This window comes from Nitrosomonas sp. Nm58 (assembly GCF_900107335.1).
Taxonomy (GTDB): domain Bacteria; phylum Pseudomonadota; class Gammaproteobacteria; order Burkholderiales; family Nitrosomonadaceae; genus Nitrosomonas.
Map to the genome: position 1 here is coordinate 16,460 of NZ_FNPQ01000009.1, position 17,172 is coordinate 33,631.

Annotated in this window: 14 protein-coding genes, 1 tRNA gene and 1 pseudogene; 11 read left to right on the forward strand and 5 right to left on the reverse strand. The window is 44.2% G+C overall.

All coding sequences use genetic code 11. From position 1 onward, the window contains the following. Positions 1 to 15: 15 nt before the first annotated feature. Together BLW34_RS05320 and mpl are read right to left on the reverse strand one after the other, a co-directional pair. Positions 16 to 1,296 carry an ATP-binding protein gene (locus BLW34_RS05320; RefSeq protein WP_090576601.1) on the reverse strand — a complete coding sequence of 427 codons (1,281 nt, stop codon included), beginning with the start codon at positions 1,294 to 1,296 and terminating at the stop codon, positions 16 to 18. A 168-nt stretch (positions 1,297 to 1,464) separates the two neighbouring features. Next, positions 1,465 to 2,847 carry a UDP-N-acetylmuramate:L-alanyl-gamma-D-glutamyl-meso-diaminopimelate ligase gene (gene mpl, locus BLW34_RS05325; protein ID WP_090576604.1) on the reverse strand — a complete coding sequence of 461 codons (1,383 nt, stop codon included), beginning with the start codon at positions 2,845 to 2,847 and terminating at the stop codon, positions 1,465 to 1,467. 553 nt (positions 2,848 to 3,400) lie between these two features. Between mpl and BLW34_RS05330 the strand changes: the two genes are divergently transcribed. From BLW34_RS05330 to BLW34_RS05345, 4 genes are all read left to right on the forward strand, one after another. Further along, positions 3,401 to 4,561: an NAD(P)/FAD-dependent oxidoreductase gene (locus BLW34_RS05330; RefSeq protein ID WP_090576606.1), complete on the forward strand. Its 1,161-nt coding sequence runs from the start codon at positions 3,401 to 3,403 to the stop codon at positions 4,559 to 4,561. 26 nt (positions 4,562 to 4,587) lie between these two features. Continuing rightward, entirely contained in the window at positions 4,588 to 5,058 is a 471-nt protein-coding gene (locus tag BLW34_RS05335; protein ID WP_090576611.1) for an SRPBCC family protein, read from the forward strand. 92 nt (positions 5,059 to 5,150) lie between these two features. Continuing rightward, entirely contained in the window at positions 5,151 to 5,603 is a 453-nt protein-coding gene (locus tag BLW34_RS05340) for a PAS domain-containing protein (protein ID WP_090540678.1), read from the forward strand. A gap of 159 nt (positions 5,604 to 5,762) precedes the next feature. Next, a tRNA-Ser gene (locus tag BLW34_RS05345) sits at positions 5,763 to 5,850 on the forward strand. Between the two features lie 702 nt (positions 5,851 to 6,552). Here the strand turns inward: BLW34_RS05345 and BLW34_RS05360 are convergent. The 3 genes and pseudogenes from BLW34_RS05360 to BLW34_RS05370 form a co-directional block, all read right to left on the reverse strand. Next, complete coding sequence (locus BLW34_RS05360) at positions 6,553 to 7,110, reverse strand: hypothetical protein (RefSeq protein ID WP_090576617.1); 558 nt, start codon at positions 7,108 to 7,110, stop codon at positions 6,553 to 6,555. Between the two features lie 390 nt (positions 7,111 to 7,500). Beyond that, positions 7,501 to 7,605, reverse strand: a pseudogene (locus tag BLW34_RS16790) (response regulator); the annotation flags it as partial. Positions 7,606 to 7,688: 83 nt separating this feature from the next. Next, positions 7,689 to 8,135, reverse strand: a complete 447-nt coding sequence (locus tag BLW34_RS05370) for a phosphate-starvation-inducible PsiE family protein (protein ID WP_090540679.1) — start codon at positions 8,133 to 8,135, stop codon at positions 7,689 to 7,691. 314 nt (positions 8,136 to 8,449) lie between these two features. Here BLW34_RS05370 and BLW34_RS05375 point away from each other — a divergent pair, with 314 nt between their 5' ends. From BLW34_RS05375 to BLW34_RS05405, 7 genes are all read left to right on the forward strand, one after another. Then, on the forward strand, positions 8,450 to 9,172 hold the full coding sequence (locus tag BLW34_RS05375; RefSeq protein ID WP_256203606.1) for a DUF3450 domain-containing protein: 723 nt from the start codon (positions 8,450 to 8,452) through the stop codon (positions 9,170 to 9,172). Positions 9,173 to 9,186: 14 nt separating this feature from the next. Beyond that, positions 9,187 to 10,686 carry a MotA/TolQ/ExbB proton channel family protein gene (locus tag BLW34_RS05380; RefSeq protein ID WP_256203607.1) on the forward strand — a complete coding sequence of 500 codons (1,500 nt, stop codon included), beginning with the start codon at positions 9,187 to 9,189 and terminating at the stop codon, positions 10,684 to 10,686. A 26-nt stretch (positions 10,687 to 10,712) separates the two neighbouring features. Beyond that, positions 10,713 to 11,330, forward strand: a complete 618-nt coding sequence (locus BLW34_RS05385) for a MotA/TolQ/ExbB proton channel family protein (RefSeq protein WP_090576770.1) — start codon at positions 10,713 to 10,715, stop codon at positions 11,328 to 11,330. 6 nt (positions 11,331 to 11,336) lie between these two features. Beyond that, entirely contained in the window at positions 11,337 to 11,741 is a 405-nt protein-coding gene (locus BLW34_RS05390; protein ID WP_090576625.1) for an ExbD/TolR family protein, read from the forward strand. Positions 11,742 to 11,748: 7 nt separating this feature from the next. Next, a complete protein-coding gene (locus BLW34_RS05395; protein ID WP_090540686.1) occupies positions 11,749 to 12,387 on the forward strand; it encodes an energy transducer TonB in 639 nt (212 codons plus the stop codon). Between the two features lie 27 nt (positions 12,388 to 12,414). Further along, complete coding sequence (locus tag BLW34_RS05400) at positions 12,415 to 13,584, forward strand: tetratricopeptide repeat protein (protein ID WP_090576628.1); 1,170 nt, start codon at positions 12,415 to 12,417, stop codon at positions 13,582 to 13,584. 317 nt (positions 13,585 to 13,901) lie between these two features. Then, positions 13,902 to 17,105, forward strand: coding sequence for a TonB-dependent receptor (locus BLW34_RS05405; protein WP_256203608.1), 3,204 nt, complete (start codon positions 13,902 to 13,904; stop codon positions 17,103 to 17,105). The last annotated feature ends 67 nt before the right edge of the window (positions 17,106 to 17,172 follow it).

A 17,172-nucleotide genomic window follows, 5' to 3' on the forward strand; every position in this document is an offset into this window, starting at 1 on the left:
GTAAGTTATATATAACTAGGTAGCTTTTGATATCAAAGGGAGTGTAACATTTATGCAAGCGCCGCCATCTGGATGATTAAACAAACGTACATTCCCCCCAAAACGTTCAATATTTGCGTTTGCGAGGAATAAGCCGATTCCAAATCCTTGACCAGGTGCTTTATTAGTAAAAAATGCTTCTCCTGCCCGTTGGGCAGCTTCTCCAGTCAGGCCTTCACCATCATCGTGGATTTCTAGATTCAGAGTGTATTGATCCCAATTACTTTTGATTTTGACTTGATCGGTAGAAGCATCCGCAGCATTATTCAGTAAATTCAGAATGGATTGACTCAGTAATTGTGTATTCATGATAAGAGGTGCAGGTTGCGCGCCATGCCACTGATAGCTGAATTTGGTTGAAGGGCGAATGAGCTGCCATTTGTCCAGCACCTGCTTTAGAAAATAATCAACGGACTGACTATTTCCATCTTCTGTTCGTGCTTGTCCTGCATTAACAAGCAGTTGCGTCAGGATCTGCTTGCAGTGAGTGATTTGATTACGCAAGATACGGATATTATTCTGGAACTCTTCGTTCTGAGGATATTCCTGTTGCAGCTCTCCAGCGATGACCGCCATCGTCGACAGAGGGGTACCTAATTCATGAGCTGCACCTGCAGCCAGAGTGCCTAACGCGATGATTTGTTCATTGCGTAATGCTTGTTCTCGTGCTTGCGCAAGATCCTTATCACGATCACGAATGGAAATACTCATTTTGACGACAAACCAGGCAATCAAGATAGTACTCAACACGAAGGTTAACCACATGCCGGAAATATGGAGATTAAACTCCATAAGATGAGCGCTATGATCATCCGAATGGTTATGTGGCAACGGTATGTATTCAAAAAGAAGAATGGTGTAGCAAGTAATTGTGATTCCTGCGATTGCCCAGGTGTAACGCCAAGGAAGGATTGATGCAACAATGGTAAGGGGTAGCAGGTAAAGCGAAATAAATGGATTAGTTGAGCCGCCGCTGAAATAAAGTAATGCAGTTAAAGCAAAAATATCAATTAGCAATTGTGCAAAAAACTCAAGATTCGTAACGGGAAATGTATGATGAAGACGAATCCAGGTAAAAAAATTGAGTAGGGTAAGTATTGCCACGACGATTATCATCTTAGCCCAAGGGACATCCAGTTCAATGACTGAATATGCAAAAGCAAATAGAGTACATTGCATGACAATCGCAATACTTCTTAAAAGAACTAGTCGCTGCAGGTTTTTGCTAAGTGGTGACTGATGGAGAATGTTAAACATGAAGATGGCTCATCTTGTATTTCACGTATTCCTATATAACACTAGCGCAAATTAAAAATTTAGGCTATGTGACAAATTGTCACACCTTTGACTATTTATGCTGCAGATTGCTCAAAAATTGAGACAGGAGAACACGCTGTGATTAATGCTTATTTCGAAAAGCATCTGTCAATGATGATTAGCCAAAGATTTCATTAATTTCTCGTGTATTCCTCCAAAGCCCCCGTTGCTCATAATGAGGATATGATCGCCGGGGCGAGAAGTGATCACAATGGCGTTGATCAACTGCGCCAACTCATAATGTACACTGACCCTTTTTCCTAAGGGGCTGAGCGCCGTTTGTAAATCCCATTCCGCGTGATTGGCATAACCAAAAGTTTGATCTGCGATTTCAAGACTCGCTGCCAGGCTATCTTTCCAAATGCCCATTTTCATCGTGTTGGAACGTGGTTCCAAGACAGCGATGATCCGTGCATTACCTACTTTATGGCGTAAGCCGCTTAATGTTGTTTTAATCGCAGTGGGGTGATGGGCAAAGTCATCATACACTGTGATGCCATTGACTATGCCGCGTATTTCCATTCTTCGCTTGACATTTCTGAACTGTGACAATGCGGTAATTGCGATATCAGGAGGGATGCCGGCATGGCGCGCTGCTGCAATTGCTGCAAGAGCATTCATGAGATTATGTTCTCCCAATAAATCCCATTGCAGTATTCCATGAGATTTTTCTTGGAAAAAAATTTCGATGCTTTGCTCAGTTAACATTCTAGCCTGCCAACCCTCACTTACGCCAAATTTCTCAACGGGTGTCCAGCAGCCCTGAGAAAGTACCTGCCGCAAGTTTTTCTCAAGATCATTGGAAACAATCAATCCATTCTCAGGAATGGTTCTCACCAAATGATGAAATTGCCGTTGAATTGCGGCCAGATCGGGAAAGATATCAGCATGATCAAATTCAAGATTATTCAATACCGCAGTTCTGGGGTGATAATGGATGAATTTGGAGCGCTTGTCGAAAAATGCCGTATCGTACTCATCAGCTTCTATCACAAAAAATGAAGAAGGTTCATGATAATCTGTTTGATGTTTATATTTCCCGCCTAATCGTGCGGAGATCCCAAAATTTTCTGGTATCCCTCCAATGAGGAAGCCAGGGGTCAATCCTCCGTACTCCAATATCCATGCCAACATCGAACTTGTCGTTGTTTTGCCATGAGTGCCTGCGACGGCTAGCACCCACTTGTTTCTCAAAATATATTCTGAAAGCCATTGTGGACCGGAAGTATAGGGCAGATTCCTATTTAGAATTTCCTCCATTAAAGGGTTACCACGGGAAATGGCATTGCCGATCACAAATATGTCTGGATTGAGTTGTATCTGCTGTGGAGAATACCCCTCAATCAATTCGATTCCCTGAGAAACAAGCTGCGTACTCATGGGCGGATAAACATTGGCATCGCAACCTGTGACTCTATGGCCAGATGCGCGCGCCAGCACAGCGAGGCCGCCCATGAATGTACCGCAAATACCGAGGATATGAATATGCACCGTGTACCTTCTTGAAGAAATATTGATGGATTGATTGGTTTGAATGACTAGTTCATTGTCTTGAAGCTTAAATTATACTTGCTAACCTAAGTAGAAAAGATTTTAGCGGATTGCTTTCTAATAGCTAAGAAAGTTTTTATAAAACATATTTTTGAAAGCAATGAAATATTCGTCAATGTGTGGAAAGCGAAATCGGTGATTTTGTCTTACGTCGAGCCGAGGGTGTTTATAGCTATCAATTAGCTGTAGTGGTGAATGATGCCTGAAAAAGGATTACTTATATCGTGCGGGATGCTGATTTACTCTATTCGGCTCCGCATCAGATTTATCTCCAGAAGTTGCTGGAATATGCAGCCCTCGCTATCTACCCTTGCCTGTGGTTATGAATAAGCAAGGAGAAAAGCGCATTCAGAATACATCATGGTCATAATTATTTCATGCTACGCTACCTAAGTGTGATATAAACCACAAAATATCGGTAGGTGATTTAAGCCTTTTTCATGGTGTTCCAATGTCGGTAATAACATCATTTCAGGGAAAATAAGGAGAATGCGTGGCTTTTCTGCCATTTTATGTGCCCGGTCGTAAACAGTTAAAGATTATTATCATAGGCGGAGGTTATGCTGGACTCGCAGCACTGACAACGCTTGTACGATACATGCCAGATGCCGAAGTGACGATTGTCGATCCCAGAACGCATCACCTCAAGATTACGCATCTTCACGAAACGTTCCGGTATCCTTTATCTGATTTGATCGTACCCTTCACGGAACTTGAGCAACGATTTGGCTGCCGCCATATTTGTGCCGAACTCTTGCTTGAGGAAGCGACTCTGCAGCAATGGCAGAACGATAAATGTATAGCATTTGATGATCTTTCACTGCCATTTGATTATCTTCTGGTTGCTTCTGGCGCACCCGCAAGGGATATGGATCGTAATATGGATTGTATCTTTGGGTTGAATGATTTTATGGTAACTGCTGGCTCAGAGCTGCTAGGCAAATATTTGGCTGGGGAAGGTAGCAGGAAAGATCCTATTTCTATTATTGGAGGGGGGGCTACTGGGATACAATTTCTGTTTGAGATCGTACATTTTCTACAACGTCACAAATTTGAAAACAGAGTGCGCTTGATTGAGAGCGGGAATCGGGTGCTCAAACAGTTTCCTGACAGGTTTGCTGACTATGCACAATCCCGTATGGTTGATCTTGAAATCGATTTTTGTCCAGGTACGTATTTTCGGGGGCAGCAGGATAACGTAATTTTGCTGGAAGAAAAGAACACCGGGAGACAGTATGAACTTCCTTCCAGCCTGTCTATACTATTTGCTGGCGAGCAGCAGCAAAATCAGTTTGCTGCCAATGCTTTCGGGCAAATGATTGTTAACCATAGATCATTACCGCATATATTCGTTGCAGGTGATTGTTCAATTTACCAGTCTTTTGGCTCTAATGCGATGACAGCGCAATCAGCGGTGCGTAAAGGAAAGCTCGCGGCCCGGAATATTTTACGGCATTCAGGTCTGCTTAAAATACTTGAGCCTTATATGCATCATGATATAGGTTATGTAGTCAGCCTTGGTTCCGCGGATGCAGTTGGCTGGTTGGCGCTTGAAAATAATGTAGTAACGGGTATTGCGGCTTATGTCATTAAAGAAATTGTAGAGGCGCAATATGATTTACTGTTGACAGGAATAGATACCTATCTGATTTGAGGCATCGATACGCAGGAGGCTGCTGTATGTTTAATTTATTTAACGATAAGCCGGTCGTAGGAAAGGCAAGTACAGTGATTCGTGAGTCTGAAGAGAGCGTATTCAACTTTATTGGTACTGACTTGCTTGCCAATTATCCAAGGTGGTCACCGGAAGTCCGAGAGCTGGAGAAATTGACTGATGGCCCTCTGGGATTGGGAACTTTATGCCGTCAGATACGTATTGATCAAGGGAACCGATCAGAATCCACCTTTAAGGTGGTCATCTTTGAGCCTTGTATGCGCATCCGTTTTGATGGAGTATCGAATCCCTTTCGCTGTGATTATGTATTGGAATCAGCCGATCCGGCGTCTACTCAAATCACGTTCACTTTTGAGCTGCTCAGCCTCGAGTTGCACATGAGACCCTTTGAGAAGCTTATTCGCATAGCTGTTCAGGATGGTGCAGAGAGAACAGTCAGAAACATCAAGAGATTAATAGAGGCCGAATTGATTTGATTAACCCTGTGTTGGCTACTCAGCCACAATTTCTGATAACCTTCGTCTGGATAAATTTTTAATTCATTACTGGAAAAATTTTGGAGAAAAAAATGGATTTTATCGTTGAGAAAGACCCTGGATTGATTCCACAAGTATTGTCCAAAATTCTTGATTCATGTGTTAACGGGGTCACATTGGCCGATCCTGATCTGGAGGATTTGCCGCTCGTTTATGTCAATAAAGCGTTTGAGAAAATAACAGGTTACACGCAACAAGAAACGATAGGGAAAAATTGCCGTTTCCTGCAGGGTACTGATCGTGACCAGAAAGAGCGCTATCAGTTGAGAGAAGCCATTATGAATAAACAGCCAATTGAAATCACACTCAGAAATTACAGAAAAAATGGTGAAATGTTTTATAACCACTTAGTTATTACCCCTCTGTTTGATCCCCACGGCAATATACTTTACTACCTGGGTGTGCAATATGACGTAACACAACTGCGAAACGCTGAAGAAGAAATCAAACGGCTGACTGAGAAACTTGCTGCTTTGACAAAATAGTTAGCACATGTTGCGGGTTATGCTAGTAAAACAGACCTTAAAAAGGTATCATTCCAAGCGGTCTGATTTGTAACATTACTGCATCATCAAATGATGCAGAAGAGAAATGATTTTTTTAGCTGAGGTCATTTGTCCTTGAATCTGTCGTAACTAATTGCTGGAAGCGTGGCCGAGCGGTTTAAGGCACCGGTCTTGAAAACCGGCGACGGGCAACCGTCCGTGAGTTCGAATCTCACCGCTTCCGCCATTTGTACAATAAAATCAATAACTTGTGATGTTCTATTTATTTTGTACCACATAGAAGCCCACAACGGGAAACCGCTTGTGGGCTTTTTGTTTTAGTCAATTCTCCCTCGCGATAGACTACGAAATCGCGTTGAACAACGTGCAAAGGAACAAGAACATGGGTATCAAATGCAATAACACCGACGCACTGATTTAATTCGTCAACACTGTGCATCCGACAGCGAAGTGACGCACCCAACGGCAGAGCAAACGCAAGTCAGCTTTGACGATGGACTTAGGATGAACGTATACACAACCGGAACGGTCAACTTCCAAGGAAAAAGCTTCGAAAATCACACTTCTTCGGACTTGGTGAACGTTATCGAAGCCATTAACCGCCCGAAGCCAGAACCGGCCGGAAGCTAAAAAATCCCGGCGCGAGGGCCGGGCAAAAAGTCCCAATGGCATTGGGATTCAAATGTGAACGCGCGTCGAAGCCTTCGCCGCAAGTTCACGAAGCGCGACGCTATCCGTCATGCGCTTGTAGGTGTCGGAAACCCATTTTTCCATCGTTTCGAATGCATTTCGGGGTTGATGCCGACCAAAAAGCCCGGACTGTGGAAGATGACGGCGGCAACGTCCTTGCTTTCGAGCATCGCGGCGCGCACCTTCGTCGGCCGCTCGGCTGCTTCCCCTGTTCGCGGATGTACGCCCGGATTTCGCTTTAAAGGCTGGCATGGCTGGCACGCGGGGCAAACTCGCGTTCGGTCTGTGCTACGCCGCCGCCGTACAGCAGTTCGGCCCGGCTTTCGATAGCGGTTTTCGCCTTCTGCAAAGCTTCGATGGTGCGCGCGGTCATCACGCCTGCGACTTCGTGCCGCTGAACGCCGTTGCGCGTTTCGTCCTTCAACAGTCGGGCGATGGTATCGATGCCATCGCGCAAGGCAAGGTGGGCATTGGTAATGTCTGGCCCTACGCTGCTATCGAACTTTTCGGGGTCGCCTAGAAAAGCTTTGCGGCCCGTTCCGGTCACAGCCAACAACAGAAAGGGCGATGCGGCTTCGGTTTGAACAAGGCGGTTCGTGTACGACGGGGCAAGGGTGTTCGTTGCTTGGTTCATGGTGAAATTCTTTCGAAGGTTGCGGTATGGAATGCGCCGACACCTGAACAGTTCGCCGTCATCACCCCCCTTACCGCTTCCATTCGAAAGATAAGCCGCCAGCCTTCGCCGCTTTTCGCCTTTACGCTTCGGTGCGGGGGCGTCGTCGTAGCCGTTGCCCACACTATCGGCCTTTGTTACGGGCGAATTCGTGCGGCTTCCCAATCGGCGGACACCGGGACAAGCATCACCTTGGGGGCAAGGATGCCCCGATACGCCCCTAAGAAGGCGTCAGGCACGTTTCCCGGGCCGGGGTGCCGGGGTTTTTAGAGAGAAAGATAGTCATTCGCGAATTGAAGGCTCTATGGCCGCCCCGGTCGCGTCCACAAGGTATTCCACCGCGACGCGGACAACGCGCGGCTTGCCGTGGCGCTTTCGTTCCAGCTTCGCAATACGATTCATCACTGGCATACGCATGTACACTGTGTGTAGTCGGATCAAGTTTCAATTCCTCATCTCAATAATTTCATCCGACATTTCTGGTAAGCGTCAACTTAGCACAGCTTTGATTCAGGCAATCAACTCACGGGGTGAAAAGGGTTTTGTAAGATAATCATCCGCTCCAGCTTCCAGCCCAGAAGTTTTGTCACTTTCCTGAACTTGAGCAGTTAACATAATGAAAGAGAATTATCTCAATGCAGTTCTGAGCCTACTGGATCTGTGTAGATGATTTAATTGCTATGTCTGAATTCCATATAGAGTTAATCAATAGCATCGGGCGAAAAACGTATAGAAACAATACGTAGTAATGTAAGCACTGTAATTACGGTAATGTTTAATCCAACTTCCATCAATGTGTACTCTTTATACCACAGGCCGATTAATTCTCCGATCAGCACTACCAATGCCACATCCAGAATGAAAGTTACCTTTACACGCCCTACTGCCAGATAGGATTGTAATATACGAATGAGTTCAAGCACTGCCAGGATCAATACGATATCAATAATGATATGCTCGGCAACGTTTGCCCATCCATTCTTGAGAACCTGGGACAGATTTAATATTAAGCTGAGAATACCTGCGCCTATCCATACGTAGAGCGCTAACATCAAGATGCCGACAATAAATTGAATGGTACGGGTGTGCCAATCGGTATCAGTTAACAGAAATACTTCCTTTCTTTTAGATATAACTTCATTAATCATTGTTTTACTCCAATTATTGAATTGACAGGATTTTTATCTTAGCGACTCAATATAAAGGTTTCATGACAACCAAGTAGCTTCCCATCTTCGAAATACATACAGGTTCTTTTAGATGCTTCTAGCAGTTATTGTTTGAAGCGCGATGTAACCTGATTGTCAAGAAAATGAAATATTCAACTTGTAATATGCAGACCTCGCTGATGAGGAATCGATTTCAGATTGAATGCTGTCAATTTCGCTTACTCAATTTATTTAACTCATTGGAATTTATGCATAAACATTTTTTTAGAAAAATAATTTCATCTATTGGATTGATGATGATATTGCTTTCTGCTCCTGCGATAGGAAGTAGTTTGGAGAATTTGGCAAAGGCACTGGCCAAGATTAGGGGTGAAGTCGAGACACTCCAGACGCAACTTGATACTGAAAAGGAGAAGCATGGGAGCAAAATATCTGCACTGAATTCACAATTGGTTGATTTGAGTGTTGAGGAGAGAAGGCAAAAGGTGAGTATCGAGAAACTGCAGCATTCAATAGAGAAAATGAACAAGGACGCTAAACAGGCGGAGCAATCAGGTAAAAAACTGGAGCCTGTATTAATGGAGATACTGAATGATTATAAACGCCATCTTGAAACGGGTTTCCCATTCAAGATGGAGGATCGCATTAAGGTTATCAACGATCTGGAGAATAATATTGTTAATCAGTTAATTGATCCTAATAAAGCGGTTAATCAGGCATGGTCCTTAATAGAAGATGAAATCCGCCTGAGTAAGGAAAATGGAATCTACCAGCAGACCATTTTGTTGGATGGAGAAAAAGTATTGGTCGATATTGCAAAACTGGGTACGGTTTTCCTTTTCTTTCAAACCAGAGATAGCCGGGTTGGGATGGCCAAGAAATTGACCAATAGTGGCTGGAAATTTGAGACAGCAGGTGACACTAGTGACATTGAGCGCATCACAAAGTTATTTGATTCATTGAAGAAGCAAATACGTCAAGGTTATTTTGAATTACCTAATCCTCTGAAAATATGAAAAGAAAGCTATTTTTGTTGTTGCTGCTAAATGCACTGGGAAGTTCTGTTTATGCTGCTGAGGATAAAAACACAACTGCTTCCCAGGCTACCGTTGTTTCTGAGCCTGCCGTTAAGCAGAGCAGCTCTTCAGATACAGGCAAATCGCAGAAAAAGGCGGCAAATCAGGAAATCGTTAATTTAGAAACCGCGTATAAGCGCGAATATGCTTTCCTGGAAGCCCAGAAACGGGAGCTGTCTGAGCGTCTAAAAAACTATCAAGCCAGTGCAAGCCGCGAAGAGCAGACGCTCAGTCACAAGATCAGCGCGCTTGAGCGAGGCTCGGTTGAACGCTCAGCCAGAATTGATCAGCTCAACGCGCAATTATCAGAAGCTGAACGTAAAGAAGCTGCTGTCACTGAGCGTAGTGATATCCTGGAGATAACCTACGCACAAGCAGAAGTGACCCTTAAGAATCATGGCATTGAAATCCCTGCATCCATTCAAGATACGCAAGGTAACGATCTGATCAGAATAGGCTATGTGTTTAAACAAGCGCTATCTTTAATTCAGGGGTTGGGTGCAGTCCAGGCAAAATCAGGCAATTTCTTCCTGGAGAATGGTAAACAGGCTCAGGGAACCCTTATTCATTTAGGCAATATCGCGGCCTATGGTGTCAGTGAAGGAGGTAGTGGCAGCTTGGTGCCTGCTGGTGGCGGTGATTTCAAGGTATGGAAGGGCGCGGGTGCAGAAAGCGCAGTTACTTTTAGCAAAAATCAGCAACCTGATCTATTGCAGTTGTTTTTGTTTGAATCACGCACTAATACGGTTGAAGAACCCCCCGAAAAAACAGTCATGAGCATTATTGATTCAGGTGGCCCCATTGGCTGGGTCATCGTGATGCTCGGAATCATTGCTGGATTTCTTATCCTGATTCGTGTTTATTTGCTGCAATCCAACAGCGCCAATACGAAACAGCTTTCTGATCAGATCATCCATCAGCTTGTAGAAGGCGATTTGGATATTGCCAGAAAGAGCTGTGAAGATAATTCGTCTGCAATCAGCCGGGTTTTATCGTACACATTGCGCCATTTGAAAGATGATAGAGATCATATGGAAAGCATTGTTTACGAGGCGATTCTGCAAGAATCTGGGCCGCTGGACCGCTTCGGGCCGGCCATTCTCGTGATTGCTTCGGTGGCGCCGCTGCTTGGTTTGCTGGGAACCGTAACCGGAATGATTGAAACTTTTGACATGATTACCGAGTTTGGCACTGGTGATCCGAAATTGTTATCAGAAGGTATCGCGATAGCGCTGGTGACGACAGAGCTGGGCTTGATTGTTGCCATTCCAGCGTTGTTACTGGGTTCGGTATTGTCTTCCTGGGCGAGGAATATTAAACGTGACATGGAGCATGTCGCGCTCAGAGTTACCAACGTTTTTCTCGGTAGCGGATCAAGTCTGGACGATTTGAGTGTTTCGAGTACGCAGAGCATTCGCAACAATTCTTTGGTGCTGAGTAGTCAGCCAGCTTAAAGAGAATTGCTGAAAGTATGATACCGATGAATATTTCTGAATACATACTGTTAATTAAGGAATTATTTGTTGCTGGCGGAATTGTTATGCCTCCATTGGTGCTTTGCACTTTATTACTTTGGTATGGGGTGGGCTATCGATTCTGGGTCATGAAAGAACCTAAATGGATGAGTGTGCGCGATATGTTCAAGTACTATCAGGAACACACTGATAAGCCTGCCAAAAATATTGTTGCCCGAGCGATGCAGCAAGGCATTGAATTAAGGAAACGCGGAGTCAGGAATCTTCGTCATCACTTGGATGCCGCTTTCTATGAGTATGAGAGAGAAATTGGGAAATTTTCTGTTCTCATTCGTGTGGTTGTTCTCATCTCCCCTCTGCTGGGTTTACTGGGAACCGTGATTGGCATGATCGAAACCTTCGATTCTTTGGCGACGATGACGCTGTTTTCTCAATCTGGCGGTATTGCGGGCGGCATTGCACAAGCCTTGTTTACTACTCAAATGGGTTTAACTGTAGCGATTCCGGGTTTATTAGCACATAGCATCCTCAATAGGAAACAACAACAGATTGAGCAGGATCTTTCTCAAATCAAAGACCTGTTGTGTCATCAAACCCCCACCAAAAAACTTAATGGGAAGTAATCAACTATGAGATGCAAAGAATCCAATGAAGCTGAAGCCACGATTGATATGGCTCCCTTAATCGATATCGTTTTTATTTTATTGATTTTCTTCATGGTAACGACGACTTTCGTCAAAGATATGAAACTGGAGCTGGAGCGGCCTAAGGCAAGTAGCTCTGTTGCCGCTTCGAGTAAGGCAATCCGCTTGTTTATTGACCGTAATGGCGATACTTACATGGATGGTGAATTGGTACGCTTGTGGTCGATACAAAGTAAGTTGCGCGATTTATTGAGCACCTCTTCCAGCAAAGTGATTCTGGTCGTTACCGATGAAGGTGTTCCTGCAGGAAAACTGGTCGAGGTAGTAGATCAGGCACGCCTGGCGGGAGCAGAAAGTGTGGGCGTGGCAACTAAAAAAGAAGCGGGGTGATGCCAATATGGAAACGAATAAATTTAATCAGCACCTGGCAGGATTTGTATCGATGTTATTTGGACTGATTTTGGTTTTCGGTCTGATATTGGTGATGAATCATTATATGGGGCAGATGGAGAAAGCACCGCCGCAAGAAGTAACAGAGATTAGTATGACCAAACAGATCAAGCAAGAACCTAAAAAGGAGATCAAGAAAGTAGAGCCGAAGAAACAAGTGACTCGACATCAAGCGCCAGCGCCTTTTAAAGGGTTTGATACCGCGCTTTCTGGCATTGATCTGGGAATGCTTGGGTTGGATGATGGGCAGGGGAGGGAGTTGGATAATAGCTTATTAGGTAAAACAGGTAATTCGGTGATGACCGCAGAGTTAGTGGATGTTCCGCCGAAACCCATTACAAGAGGGACTTTCAAGTATCCGCCAGCAGCAAAAAAGAAGGGTATTAAAGGCTATGTTCTCTTGTCGGTGCTTGTCGATGTGGATGGTTCGGTCAACCAGGTACAAGTGCTGGAGTCAAATCCATCGGGAATTTTTGATTCGGCTGCTTTGCAAGGTATCCGCGACTGGCAATTCGAGCCAGCAAAATATAAGGGGGAAACTGTCAAGGTATGGGCAAAACAAAAGATTCGCTTCGATTTATCCTGATTCTCCAGCCTGAACTCAATAAATAAAATGAAATACCAGATAGCCAGGCTAGCTCATTATTTCGTGATTATTTTTATCTTGGGCTATTACGCCAGCGTTGTGTGCGCAACCGAGAATAAAGCACAGCCAACAGATTTTATGGAGCTTGCGGCGGTCATGCTAAAAGACGGCCATAGTGATCGTGCTTTATTGGCGTTGCAAAACGTTGATCTGGAGGACAAGAAAACAGATCTGGCAAGATTTTACACGCTGCAGGGTCTGGCTTACATGAATCTGAATGATCTCGTAGCCGCCAAGGACAGCTTGCAGCAGGCTGTTAAGAATGGGCAGAAGGATCAGGTAATCTTTATCTATTTGGCCCAAGTCTATTTCGGGCTCAAAGATTATCAGCAAACGATTCAGGCCATTGTTAAAGCGGGTGATCAGGTCAATAAGGATGCTTCTTTAATCAGCTTAAAAGCGGAATCCTATTGGCTCCTGAAAGAAACTGATGCGTCCATTAATGCCTTAAATGAAGGGCAGAAAATCTTTCCAGGCGATTTCCGTTTCCTTAAGCGTAAAGTTTTTTATTTTGCCGAACTTGGGTTATATCAGGAAGCAGCCAAGCTTGGCAAAGAATACCTTAAGCGATCAAAAGCTGCCGCCACCGATTATATTGCGATCGGGAATGCATTAAGGCTCAGCAAGGAATATCAAGAAGCATTGAATATTCTGGAAATTGCGCGCTTGCAGTTTCCTCATGATGACAGGGTTGCAAAACTGCTTGCGCATACTTATCTGGATCAAGGAAAACTGAATTCGGCGGCATTTATTCTTGAGCAAGCCGCTTTACTGAATCCAGCCTTGCAAGCTGAAGCAGCCGAAATCTACCGGCGTGCGGGGCGTTTTCATAAGGCATTGACGCTCAATGAAAGTATCAGAGATCAAAAAGTAAAATTTAAACAAAGATTATCCATTCTTCTTGCATTAAAGCAGTTTGAGCGTGCCGCCAATATGGAATCCAGCTTATACCGGTCTGGATTATTGGAGGATCAAGAGGTCCGCTATGCGCTGGCGTATGCCTTGTTTTCAAGCCGCCGCTTTCCAGAGGCTAATAAACATCTGGATCACCTAAAGAATGCTGAGCTTTTCAGAAAAGGGACCGAACTTCGCCGCTTAATGGAAGTTTGCAAAACCGAGCCATGGCAATGTACGTAGTTCTATTTCGTGCAATTCAGGAATCCTGCGATGGCTGTCTGGAATCACGATCTGCTATCAGTAAGCTGACAGTCAATCCGGACCAGGAAACGTCATCCTTCGTATTTATGCCCCCTTAGTGCCTACCTAAGACTATTTCCTTAACTTACCAACTGAAACTTTATCCTCACGAGCAATTGAATTGCAGGTGGAGAGGGGTCTTTATACGCCAAATGAACAGTGAATCTAACAAATTTTTCTGGTCTTGTGTTTTGTCGACAATCATGAGTGATCGATATTTTTATGATCTTTTTTGCAAAATACTGCATAAAAATAGATTGAAGCCATGTGTTCTTTCTTTACTGGCGCTGATGGCTGCTGTTCTGCTAAGTCCTGCCGCCTGGGGAGACACTGAAAAGGCTGATTTCTCAATTCACCTGTTCCAGAATGGATTGCCGGTTGCTGACGCTGAGTTGTTTATTAGTAGCGATTCTTTTGAGAAAACGAGTCCGAAAATGATTTTCGATTCCATGCCATCCACTTTTAGCTGGCGAGTGGATGAGGATTCCTCAATTAAGACCAATTCAAATGGCAGTGTAGCCGGGAAATTACCGCCCGGGACTTATCACATGACAATCAAGACAAAAGATCAGAAATTTGCCTTTGATTTGCCGCTACGACCGGCAGAAAATGCACAGATTCTTATCACTTTTTATACGAATAAAAAGAAACCTTTATTGAATATTGAGAGTTCAGTCGCAGGTACAATTGCAGGATCAGATATGCCTGTTGAAGAGATTCGTGATGAGGGTGAAGGAACGATCACTGTACAAGTTTTATCTGCAGAAACAGAAAAGCCGATTAAAGATGTACAAGTCTTTCTGAGTGGATCAAGGCAGAAACTGAGAACCGATGAGAAAGGGCGGGTAACAGCAGCTATTCCTGTAGGCGGTTACAGCGTTTCATTATTGCATAGCGCTTATAGCAGTCAAACACAGGATGATGTGAAGATTGATAAGAGTAAGGATACCCATTTAACCTTCAAATTAACGCCCGCAGGGATTGAGCTGGCAGAGTACGTGGTTCTGGAGCCTTTTTTGGCAGGAACCATCGCTTCTGTTATTGAAGAGCAAAAAACTTCCTCAGCAGTAACAACCATTCTGGGTGCCGAGCAGTTTAGTCGTAGTGGCGACAGTGATGTTGCCAGTGCGTTAAAAAGAGCTTCCGGGCTAACGCTGGTAGGAGGACAATTTGTTTTTATCCGCGGACTGGGTGAGCGTTTTTCTACAACACTTGTCAATGGCGCTGCAATACCCAGCCCGGATGCGACGCGACGCGTTGTACCTTTGGATCTTTTTCCCACCAGTATTCTTGAGAGCGTCATGGTGCAAAAAACATATTCGGCAGATCGCCAGGGAGAATTTGCCGGTGGTACGCTGGAAATGCGCACGCACGGTATTCCGGATGCATTCTTCTTCAATTTTAATGCGCAAATAGGTTTTAATGATAATGCAACTTTTCTTAATGGCTTGACTTACAAGGGAGGGGGAACTGATTTTTTAAGTTATGACGACGGCGCGCGTGCATTACCTGATTCCATTGGAGATGCCACAGAGAACGGTAAAACCATCCAGCCTGCAACTGTTTTTAATCCGGATGGATTTTCACCTGCCGAGATTGAAACGTTTGGTGAAGATTTATCAGGCGTATGGGATGTAACTAAAAATAAACGAGGACCTGATGCCGGCTTTCAGACTTCAGTGGGTGACAGTTTTGCATTGGGCAATTTTAGGCTGGGTTATATGGCTGCAGGAGGATGGAAACAGGAATTCAGGACTCAAAATGAGATCAATCGAGAGTTTGCCGCTAGCGGTAATAGTGATAACAGCTTAAGGTTGACTCGAGATTTTGATGTGCGCCGATCCCTGCAAGAGGTGCAGTTAAATGGTTATTTAGCAACGGAAGCTCAGTACAAAGATAATCATCGATTGTTTACCAAGACCATGTTTCTGCGTCAATCATTTGATGAAGCTAGAATTGATCAAGGTTTTACCGATGCCGAAACAGCTGATATTCGAAGAACGAAACTTAAATTTTTTTCAAACCAATTGTTAATGCAACAAGTGGGGGGTGACCATCGTTTTGATTGGTTGAAAGATTTATCCATTAATTGGTTATATACGCATGCAACTGCAAACAGAGACGAGCCTAAAACGAGGGACTATCGTTATGATGCGGATGCGCAAGGTAACTTTTCCTTCTCTCGCAGGGCGGACAGTAACCAGGTTTTATATGCCGATCTGGAAGATAAAGACCAAAGTTGGCGTATGGATGCAAAACTGCCCTTTCAATTTTTTACAGATTACAAACTCTCACTCGGTAGTGGTTTTATTACCCAGAAAAAAAACAGAGAATCGAGCATACAGCGCTTTAATTATTTTCCGGCTGGGCCGGATGCCAGAAGGCCGGCAGTACTGTCACAACCTTCTCTGGAAGACATTCTTCAGCCAGCCTTCATTGGTACGAATGGATTTCAATTACGCGATGTAACGCGACCTACGGATAGTTATAACGCTTCCCAGGATCTTCTGTCCTATTATGGGAAAATGGATCTGTCGTTATATGACAAAGTTAATTTAACGGGAGGATTACGCTGGGAAGACAATGATCAGTTTGTTGAAACTTTCCAGAATGTAGCTAACGCAAATCAACCCATTATTACCAAAATCAAAAGAATTGATACGTTACCTTCTGCAACGGCAACCTGGTTCATTTCTGATAGACAGCAGTTACGTGCGGGTTTTAGTCAAACGCTATCAAGACCTGATTTTAGGGAATTATCTCCCGCGCCCTTTACAGACATCAGTACGAATCAAGAAACCATTGGAAATCCAGATTTAAAGCAAACGGATATTACAAATTATGATGTACGGTGGGAATATTACCTATCACCCAATGAAAACATACTGGCCAGTTTTTTCTGGAAAGATCTGACCAATCCAATCGAATTAGTCGCTTTGCCGGGAACAGCCGGGCTTAATACATTTCAGAATACCGATAAAGCGACTATTTATGGGTTTGAGTTTGAATGGTTAAAGGGGCTGGGTGTTATACATCGTCATCTGCAGAATTTTTATGTCGGTGGCAATTACACCTGGTCAGATTCAAATGTTGAGCTCAACGCCAAGAATCTTGAAGCGCAAACCACGTCCAAAAGACGCTTGCAAGGGCATTCTTCACAAATTTTTAATTTTCAGATAGGGTATGACAATCCAGCTTGGAAGACGCAAGCTACCCTGCTATACAATATTGCCAGTAAACGGATCGTGGCAGCTGGCGTGCTTGGTGCGCCGGATAAATATGAACAGCCTTTTCATCAACTGGACTTTGTTATTAGCCAGAATTTATATAAAGGGTTGTCAATGCAAGCCACAATGCAGAATTTACTGGATGATGACGTGCTCATTAAGCAAGGCGATGAAGTGACACGCCAGTTCCGCCGCGGGCGTACGTTTAAACTAAACTTCCGTTTTGCTTACTGATGAAGGATGGGAAGTAGTTGTTCATCTGATCCTCGTTTATGCCTTCATAGTGCGCCATCATAAGACA

Excerpts from the sequence above, each read along its gene's own strand:
- BLW34_RS05320 (WP_090576601.1), bottom strand. The coding sequence starts at position 1,296 with ATGTTTAACATTCTCCATCAGTCACCACTTAGCAAAAACCTGCAGCGA.
- BLW34_RS05335 (WP_090576611.1), top strand. The coding sequence starts at position 4,588 with ATGTTTAATTTATTTAACGATAAGCCGGTCGTAGGAAAGGCAAGTACA.
- BLW34_RS05340 (WP_090540678.1), top strand. The coding sequence starts at position 5,151 with ATGGATTTTATCGTTGAGAAAGACCCTGGATTGATTCCACAAGTATTG.
- BLW34_RS05370 (WP_090540679.1), bottom strand. The coding sequence starts at position 8,135 with ATGATTAATGAAGTTATATCTAAAAGAAAGGAAGTATTTCTGTTAACT.
- BLW34_RS05375 (WP_256203606.1), top strand. The coding sequence starts at position 8,450 with ATGATGATATTGCTTTCTGCTCCTGCGATAGGAAGTAGTTTGGAGAAT.
- BLW34_RS05385 (WP_090576770.1), top strand. The coding sequence starts at position 10,713 with ATGAATATTTCTGAATACATACTGTTAATTAAGGAATTATTTGTTGCT.
- BLW34_RS05390 (WP_090576625.1), top strand. The coding sequence starts at position 11,337 with ATGAGATGCAAAGAATCCAATGAAGCTGAAGCCACGATTGATATGGCT.
- BLW34_RS05395 (WP_090540686.1), top strand. The coding sequence starts at position 11,749 with ATGGAAACGAATAAATTTAATCAGCACCTGGCAGGATTTGTATCGATG.
- BLW34_RS05400 (WP_090576628.1), top strand. The coding sequence starts at position 12,415 with ATGAAATACCAGATAGCCAGGCTAGCTCATTATTTCGTGATTATTTTT.